Source organism: Ruegeria atlantica (assembly GCF_013032505.1).
Lineage (GTDB): Bacteria > Pseudomonadota > Alphaproteobacteria > Rhodobacterales > Rhodobacteraceae > Ruegeria > Ruegeria atlantica_F.
Map to the genome: position 1 here is coordinate 1 of NZ_WQCG01000024.1, position 6,386 is coordinate 6,386.

At 53.4% G+C, this 6,386-nt stretch carries 4 protein-coding genes; 2 read left to right on the forward strand and 2 right to left on the reverse strand.

Annotated features, from left to right (window positions below):
• Positions 1–671 precede the first annotated feature (671 nt).
• The gene (locus tag GOW92_RS24585) at positions 672–1,862 is read left to right on the forward strand and encodes an endonuclease/exonuclease/phosphatase family protein (RefSeq protein WP_170566488.1); all 1,191 of its coding nucleotides are present in this window, start codon (positions 672–674) and stop codon (positions 1,860–1,862) included.
• A 126-nt stretch (positions 1,863–1,988) separates the two neighbouring features.
• On the opposite strand, the gene GOW92_RS24590 is transcribed toward GOW92_RS24585, so the two are convergent.
• The gene (locus GOW92_RS24590; RefSeq protein ID WP_217356594.1) at positions 1,989–3,869 is read right to left on the reverse strand and encodes a hypothetical protein; all 1,881 of its coding nucleotides are present in this window, start codon (positions 3,867–3,869) and stop codon (positions 1,989–1,991) included.
• Between the two features lie 123 nt (positions 3,870–3,992).
• On the opposite strand from GOW92_RS24590, the gene GOW92_RS24595 reads away from it, so the two are divergent.
• Positions 3,993–5,204, forward strand: coding sequence for a T6SS phospholipase effector Tle1-like catalytic domain-containing protein (locus GOW92_RS24595; protein ID WP_170566489.1), 1,212 nt, complete (start codon positions 3,993–3,995; stop codon positions 5,202–5,204).
• 175 nt (positions 5,205–5,379) lie between these two features.
• Here GOW92_RS24595 and GOW92_RS24600 read toward each other — a convergent pair.
• Positions 5,380–6,386 (reverse strand): calcium-binding protein (locus GOW92_RS24600; RefSeq protein WP_170566492.1); only part of this gene is annotated, 1,007 nt, incomplete at its 5' end.

Here is a 6,386-nt window from a genome sequence, read left to right on the forward strand (position 1 = left end):
TACAGCCACACAGCGTGCGCGATGATTTGAGGAGGAAATCGGTGGCGCTTGTAGCAGATTGATGATGACTTCATCGATCTCACCTAGGTCCAAATGCGTGCAAGAGCAACCGAACGGCAGTTAACGTGACAGCACCGGGAGACCTGGCAGCCGCCCTGTGCGTCCTGATCATCGACAACAATGTCGCTCACCCCGAAACCCCCATCCAATCCCCCGGCGGGGTCCTGCGCGCCATGACCGCGCGGCATCGAGCCGGACAGCTCAGGCTCAACCAGAGCCTCGTCGCCATCAGGAAAAGGAAGGGCATACAGGTTGAGTGATCCAAGATGGCGTCGCCCTTCACCCAGATGCGTGGGTTCGCATCACGTCATTCTTGGCAGCCTTCGCCTTCGTAGGTGGCTGCAAGTTTCGGGAAAAACGGCCCAAAGCCGCCGTTGGCCGGTTCTTCTGGATGCTGGGGTCGCAGCCTGCATTCCGGACATTCGCTGCGACCGCGAATTCTTGGCTCGCTTGAACTCACACAACGTGGACATAGCACCATTTCGCTGTCTCCTTGCTGTGTACGCCCATGCACCGGCACTCTCTGAAGGTCGAAGTGGTTTCAAGAGGATTCCGGATACGCAGGCTTTACAAAAGTCTGCTATCCTTTCGGAATTGACTAGGAGGAATTCATGATGAAGTTTGTATTTGCATTTGCGACCTTCCTTTTGCCTGCCACTGTTCTCGCTGACACCAAGATAGTCACTTGGAACACCGGAGTTTCTTGGGACGGCGCAATAGAAGCTCGTGAGGCCGAGTTCGTAGCAGCTGGCGAGGCAATCGCCGCGAACGTTTACGTGCTACAAGAGGTCATGTCTTTGAAAGGCGCAGAACGAATAGCGGAACTTCTTGGTGTTGAAGACGCTCAGATCGTGATTTCGGACTTTGCAAGCGTATCTGATCAATCAAATGACACCGACAAGGCAAACCCTTTCTTTCACCTCGAAGTCGCTGTCGTATCCGACGTACCCATTGTTTCAGCTACAGAATTGGAATTCGACCGGAATGATGCCTCGGGGCCACTATCGAATGTCCCGGGTCTCGAATTATCCCGTGAGCAACTTTTCGTACCGCCCCAGGTTTGGGACACGATCTCAAGCCAAACTCAAAGAGTACTTCGATTTGGTCGCGGAGTCCTGCGAGTCGAGCTTAAAGGTGACCTAGTCATTTACGGCATCCATGCGAAATCGGAGATCTCCGGGTATTGCTTCGACGCCGCGGAAACCATCAGGCTTTTGAAGCGTATCGAAAGCCGCTCAGACGACGAGTCTGGTTTGCCGGCTGACGAGATCATGAAGCTCGAGAGTGCTGTCGCAACTCTGGAAGCCCTTATCGCTCAAGAGGAAGCAACAAGTTTCAGTAAGAACTGGATAACAAATGCTGAGAAGCGTGAGGCTATGCTGTCAGCCGTTGCTTCCGAGGCAGCGGATGACGTATCCGAAGGAAAGACTGTCGTTGTCTTGGGCGACTTCAACATTGCCATCGATGATCCGCGGTCAGGTTCAGACCTAAGCGCGGGCGCGGAATGCAACCCTACACGTAGATGCTTTGAGGTCGTCGAAGACACCGATTGTTCAGGACAGGACGGGCTGGATGACTCTCACTTTCTGATTTCTGGTGGTGTCGAACCAAATCTGATGATGACACCGCTCACAACGAATCTCGATGAGACCCTCATGGGGCAATTCTCTTCTGTGATTGACCACATCTATGTTGGTGGTCCAAGAGCCTTGGATTTCACTGAGGCTGTCGTGGTGCGTGACCAGCTGAACGGAGCATTTGGATCAGATCACCTGCCAGTTGTGACGGAACTCGCCGACTGATGCTGTGAACTGTCTGCGGTCCAGCTTTGCTCTGGGCGACGGACAGCGCTTGCGAGACGCGGCCGAATTCGGGAGTTGACCCAGCTAGGCTACGACACACCGCGTTTAATTTGGAGCGGTATAACCTTAGTTGGCGTCAGCTAGAACACTGAACTCGGCACCAAGACTTGCGCTGTTCGCTTTTGCCCCCAAAAGTAGAGCATCAAGTTGCTGTAGTCTACGCGTAGTTGCGTTGGAATGCCCTTGCGCCATCGACGCTCTTGCGCCGAAAAGTTCTGTCCTCCGGACTCTCGGTTGTAAAATGACTACCCTTAGCTCGGCGCTTGAACCTACCCTTGCCAGTGCCTCTAAGAAGCCTGTCCTGTCGGCCTGACGTGTTCCATCGTGCCAAACTGCGTCACGGAGCACACCGTTGCCATTCGCCGCAAGTTTTTCGTGAAGTAGCCCCCGGTCCACGTGCCTAAGGTTTTTGATGGCTTGGCCCACCACCACCTCGTAGTCGGAAACCGAGATTTGCCGGTTGGCAGTTTCGGATCCACTACCTTTGGCGTGAATCAAAGTGAGCTTTTCCCTTCCTGGCGTATCATCCACGTGTATGAAATCAGCGGACTCGCCTGCGCCATCATCGCACACCAGCCATCCTGTTGGTGCGCCCAGAGTTTCCGTGTTTGGCCAATGTCGGACTACGAGACCAAACAACGAGGCGTCGCCGTCACCTCCAATGGCTTCAACCGCAAACCGTTGTCCATCCAACGGCTTCTCTTGCTTCACAGCAGCGCCTGCGGTGGCCATGTCCACCCATTCCCAATCATCAAATTGCGCATCACGGAATTGAGTGAGGTAGAACTGCCCGCGAGCAAAGGTGTGGCCAGTGTCAAAGTACAGTGTCAGATTTTCAGGTGCGCTGCATACAGCGTAGATTTCGGCCTGGTGATCCTTGGTATCGTCCCACGCCAGAGCCCCGATGCCGAGCCTGTGGGTACCGTCAGCATTGGCTTGGAACTCAAAGGACAATTCCCCGTATTCTTGATCGCCCCACATAACCTTGGCCCGGAAATTAGGGGCCTCATCTAGTTCAGATATTTCAAAGTGTACCTGGTCTGCGAATTGTTGTAGCCAACGATCATCGTCACCGCGTTCAATCTCGTCGGCAAGCATTTGTTCGGGGGCTATGATCGCGACATCGTAGGGTTGTTCAACATCACCAATATCAGTGGTTGGACGAGCAAGCACCGGGATTGGTGTGTAGTTCTTACTCCCTTCGTCCAGACTGCGTTTGGCTTGGAGAAGTATTTTTTTCATCCTGTCAGTGAACTGGTCCCAATCCCGACTGGGTCCAAGCCATATCCGAGCATGTTTGGGGCTGGCACCGACGATGGCGTTTCGGCCGTCGTGCACCAACTCCTCGTTTGACGACGTTGTTCGCACAGAACTGAAGAAGTAGCTTTGGTCGTCCAAGGGGTCCAACGCGTTCTCCAGCTCAGCTCCAGAGAGGACTTTTGCGTCAGGTTTCACTATAGAGCGTCTATGTGCCCCGCTTAGCCACAACGTTCGAACTCTGCCCTCGACAAAAGCCGCTTCGACTTCCTTCGCCACCATCTTTTGGATGTGTTTAAATGATGCTCTTTCAGCATTGATTATGGATCGTACGATAGTCTGCCTGGCAGCACTGTCTGTGCAGCAAATGGCCAGGACGTCTTCGAGAGCAGAGACGACAACCAAGTGGTGAAGTGTGTTCTTGAGGTCATCGTCAGAATACCAGGCAGGAGGACGTTTTTCTTCATAGGCCAACCAGGTCAGCTGCATGCCATCGGGAGTTTCTGCGGGATCACTGACTGTTGAGAAGCTGCGGGTGGCTGTGGATGACTCGTTCTTTGGGAGCACACTTGCTCGGAGCTCAGCTATGATATCCTTCCTTAAGTCGTTCAGAAGATCATCAGCGTTGTTTGTGATCCTAAAAAGGGTCGCCGACAGGTACGGTCGGCAGTCTTCATAAGAAATAGCCATGTTTCACCTCAACCCAGCTTGAGCATCAGAGTCTTAAGGGCTTCGAAATCAAAAAAACTCACTCCACATTTTAGCGCGTGGCGTTAATCTACCTATAGATGATTTAACCTAAGGACGAAACACTTGAGCAAGAACATTGCCATTCTGTGTGATGGAACGTCGAACGAGGTTTCGCAGGATCGGACAAACATCCTTCGGCTCTTTGGGTGCCTCAAAAAGTCCCCAGAGCAGTCTGTTTTCTATGATCCGGGAGTGGGAACATTCGGCGCCGAGAATTCAGCTTCCTACTACTACCGGCGTGGCGTCGAAATCTGGGGCTTAGCAACCGGTTGGGGATTGGATGCCAACGTTAAGGAAGCCTATCGCTATCTCGTTCACGCCTACCAGCATAAATCTGATAATGACGATGCGTTAGAAGCCGATCAAATATTCATCTTCGGATTCAGCCGTGGTGCATACACCGCGAGGGTTTTGGCGGGTTTCATTCACGCCGTCGGTTTGCTTCATCCCGACAACCTAAATTTGTTGGACTACGCATATCGAGCCTATAAGAGCATAGGAGAAAATGCCGACAGCGAGAATAGTGACAGCGCGTTCGCAGAAGTTCGTCTGTTTGAGCGTGTACTGCGTCCGACGCGACCGAAAATACGTTTCCTTGGCCTTTTCGATACAGTAGGATCGGTGATTGAAAGCGGGAGGTATGGTCCGAGGCTGCGATCACACGCGTTCACCAGCACGAACCCAAGCGTCGAGAGTGTTCGACATGCGCTCGCTTTAGATGAGCGAAGAACAATGTTCCAACCGCAGCTTTGGCCCGTCGGCAAAGCGTTTCGCCCTGAACGCTTCAATCCAAAATCTGAGAAAGAGCAAGACGTAAAGGAAGTATGGTTCGTAGGCTCGCACGGGGATGTCGGAGGGGGTTATCCCGAGAAAAAGAGCGCCATTGCAAAAATACCGTTGGCTTGGATGCTAGATGAAGCGAGAGCCACGCAACTCAAACTTAAGACTCGCACCATTAACACAATCGTTCTCGGCAAGAATGATGGACATTACGTAGCTCCCGACCCGCAAGCGGCGACAAATAACTCGATGACAAAGGGTTGGTCGCTGCTCGAAGGAGTTCCAAGATTCAAACGCCGACATATACCAACCACGAGAAAGACCTATGCAGGGGTGTATGTGCCTTGGTTCGAAGAGCGTTTTGTTCCGGAAGGTGCGACGCTACATCACTCGGTTTTGGAACATGACAAAGGACCCAAACGCGTGAAACGAACGAACATTCCTCAGGTCTTCAAAATCGCATCCGCAGATGAGCAGGACGAGAAACCAAATTAAGCTATCGCGGCAACCATGAGCCTCTATTTTCAGACAAACGCCATTGACCATAAGACTTTAGGGTGTTGTCACGTTAACCCGCGATCCACATAGAGATCCTTGTTTTCGGATTTCAAGCGGCTTGAGTGGCGGCATTCCCATGCGGTTTGACAAAACCGCATGGGAACGTGGTGTGTTAAACGAACGAGAATTGGTCCTCTGTCAGCGAAGCGACGGCGATGCCTTCAACTTCAACAGAGCCGTTTTCCCACTCGACCCGAGTGCCGGATACTGTGTCAACCAGCGTCAGATCAGCGTAAGTCGTTCCCGCCAATTGAATGGTATCTGAATTTAACTCAAAATCAGTGATGGTGTCCGCGCCTCCGGAAACCAACGAATTGAAAACAAAGACATCAGCTCCGGTTCCGCCGGTCAGAACATCATCACCGCCACGCCCCTCGATTGTGTCGTCTGACGAAAACCCGAGGATCGCATCATTCCCGGCACTCCCCAAGAGTGACTTGGCGGTGATCGCGGCCAGATCCAGCACCGTGCCGTCGGCAAACTCGATGAGCTCCATATCGTTGTACGCGTTGCGGAAATGATCAGTGACCGTGACCGTGTCGCCATTACTCAGCGTGATCACCAGATCCTGGCCCGCGTTGTGCGAGAAGCTTACATCATCTGCATTTACGTCCGCGAACACCAGACGGTCGTTTTCGTTCCGGCCGCTGAAGTCGCTGATCACGTCATTGCCGTCGCCCAGGCGATAGATGTAGGTGTCCGCGCCGCCGCCGCCGTTCAGCGTGTCATTGCCCGACCCACCCAGGAAGGTGTCATTGCCATTGCTGCCGCGCACCACGTCATCTCCGTCGCCATTCTGATCGGCAATGGCCTTGGCGGTGATCGCGGCCAGATCCAGCACCGTGCCGTCGGCAAACTCGATGAGCTCCATATCGTTGTACGTGTTGCGGAAATGATCAGTGACCGTGACCGTGTCGCCATTACTCAGCGTGATCACCAGATCCTGGCCCGCGTTGTGCGAGAAGCTTACATCATCTGCATTTACGTCCGCGAACACCAGACGGTCGTTTTCGTTCCGGCCGCTGAAGTCGCTGATCACGTCATTGCCGTCGCCCAGGCGGTAGATGTAGGTGTCCGCGCCGCCGCCGCCGTTCAGCGTGTCATTGCCCGACCCACCCA